Source organism: uncultured Campylobacter sp. (genome assembly GCF_937997595.1).
Taxonomy (GTDB): Bacteria; Campylobacterota; Campylobacteria; order Campylobacterales; family Campylobacteraceae; genus Campylobacter_B.
Genome location: NZ_CALKTS010000049.1, coordinates 1 through 2,525, shown reverse-complemented (window position 1 = coordinate 2,525; position 2,525 = coordinate 1). Strand labels below are relative to the sequence as shown.

The window sequence follows — 2,525 nt, the reverse complement described above, 5'->3', positions numbered from 1 at the left end:
AATTTCGTCTCATACGGCTTTACTTACGATAAAAGCGAGCAAGCCGTAGAAAATAGTGCGAAAAATTATATAAAGTATTTAAATAAGCTTTAAATTCTTTGTTTTTCTAGCCGCCAGCCGCGCGTAAAGCTTTAAAATTTTACGTAAGCGACGCGACGGATTTTTTAAAATTTTCGCTCAAAAAGCTCAAATTTAATCCTAAAATTTTTAAATTTTACCCCAAAATTCCGCTCGCGCTTCGTATGCGAACTCAAATGAAATTTCAAGCAAAATTTCCGCGCCTAAATTTAAGCCCAGCTCTTAAATTTTAAAATTTTATCAGAGATTTTTTTATACAATTACGGCTGAAATTCGGCCCAAAAAAGGAGAGGGAATGTATAAGCTAAAGCATCTTCTTAGCGCGCAGGATCTGAGCCGCGAGGACATCTACGACTTCATTGATCTGGCGCGCGAGTTTAAAGCGCTCAACCGCTCTGACGTCAAAAAATCCGACTCGCTTCGCGGCAAAACGGTCATCAACGCGTTTTTTGAAAATTCCACCCGCACCCGCACGAGCTTTGAGATCGCAGCCAAGCGCCTGGGCGCAGACAGCGTAAATTTCACGGCTGCAGACAGTAGCACGAAAAAGGGCGAGACGCTGATCGACACCATCAGAAATATGCAGGCGATGCGCACCGATATCTTCGTGCTTCGACACAGCTGCTCGGGTGCGGCGAAATTTGTCGCGGCCAACTGCGACGCATCGATCGTAAATGCGGGCGACGGGCTGAACGAGCACCCGAGCCAGGCGCTGCTGGATCTTTTTACGATCAGCGAGCACAAGGGCAGGATCGAGAATTTAAACGTCGCGATTATCGGCGATATATTTCGCTCGCGCGTAGCTAGAAGCGACATCTGGGCGATGAAAAAGCTCGGCATAAACGTGCGACTCTTTGGCCCTCCGATGATGCTACGCGACTGCGACGCGTTCGGCTGCCCGATATGCAAAAGCGTGGAGGAGGCGATCGAGGGCGCCGACGTCATCATTATGCTGAGGATCCAGCTTGAGCGGCAAGACGGCGAGCCGAGCTTCCCAAGCGTGCGCGAATACTCGAAATTTTTCGGACTTACCGCAAGGCGCATGCAAGCTGCGAAAGAGGGCGTCATGATAATGCACCCCGGCCCGATCAACCGCGGCGTGGAGATCAACTCCGACGTAGCAGACGATCCGCGCTATAGCTGCGTTTTAGATCAGGTAGAAAATGGCGAGGCGATGCGAATGGCGATACTTCATACGATAAATTTAAACAGGAGCGCACGATGAAAATTTTGATAAAAAACGGCACGATCGTTAATTGGGGCGGCAGCCGGGAGGCGAACGTCCTGATCGAGGGCGATAAAATTTCAAAGATCACGCGCGAGTGTCCCGCCGCAGATCGCGTCATAGACGCTGCGGGCAAGCTCGTGATGCCGGGGCTTATCGATATGCACGTGCATTTTAGAGATCCCGGGCTCGAATACAAAGACGACGTCATCAGCGGCAGCGAAACTGCGGTCGCAGGCGGCGTGACGACCTGCCTCCCGATGGCAAATACTAGGCCCGTAAACGACAACTCAAGCATCACTCGCGCGATGATCACTAAGGCTAAACAGCGCGGGCTGATTGATCTACTGCCGATAGGCGCGATCTCGCAGGACTGTAAGGGCGCAAAGATCGTCGAGATGGGCGATATGCTGGAAGCCGGCTGCGTGGCTTTCAGCGACGATGGACTGCCCGTGACCGACAGCTCCGTGATGCGACAGGCGCTCGAATACTCCGCGCACTTCGGCTCGTTCGTGATAAATCACAGCGAGGATTGCTCGCTTTGCCACGGCGGCGTAATGAACGAGGGCAAAGTTAGCGCGATCCTAGGTCTAAAGGGGATGGCGAGCGAAAAAGAGGAGATCATGATCGCGCGCGATCTGCTGCTTGCCAAAAAGACGGGCGGGCATATCCATGTCGCGCACGTAAGCTCGGCGTGGTCGCTAAAGCTCATAAAGCAGGCTAAGCGCGAGGGCATCCGCGTCACCTGCGAAGCTACGCCGCATCACTTCACTTTCGATGAGCGCGAGCTGATGGGATACGATACGAATTTTAAAATGTCGCCGCCGCTTCGCACTCAAAACGACGTGCAGGCGATCAGAGAGGCGCTTAAAAGCGGTCTAATCGACGCCATCGTGACCGATCACGCTCCGCACAACACCGATGATAAATTTGTAGAATTCGACCACGCGCCGTTTGGAATTTTAGGGCTTCAAACCCTCGTGCCGCTTACGCTGCGGCTCGTAAACGAGGGCGTCATCAGCCTTGAAGACATGGTGCGGCTGTGCTCGTTTAATCCGGCTAAAATTCTAAATTTAAAAGACAAGGGCGAGATTAAAGAGGGCTTTTTAGCCGACGTCGCGATCATCGATCCGCAGATTTCCTACGTTTACGACGAGGCGCTAAATAAGTCCAAATCGCGCAACTCGCCGCTTTTCGGCAAGCAGCTTACGGGCGCCGCGGT

Annotated in this window: 2 protein-coding genes; both read left to right on the top strand. The window is 52.2% G+C overall.

The genetic code is table 11. From position 1 onward, the window contains the following. Positions 1-373 precede the first annotated feature (373 nt). Positions 374-1,303: an aspartate carbamoyltransferase catalytic subunit gene (locus tag Q0614_RS01535; protein WP_297883145.1), complete on the top strand. Its 930-nt coding sequence runs from the start codon at positions 374-376 to the stop codon at positions 1,301-1,303. Further along, on the top strand, positions 1,300-2,525 hold a 1,226-nt coding region (locus Q0614_RS01530; RefSeq protein WP_298786020.1), incomplete at its 3' end, for a dihydroorotase. The genes Q0614_RS01535 and Q0614_RS01530, both read left to right, overlap by 4 nt.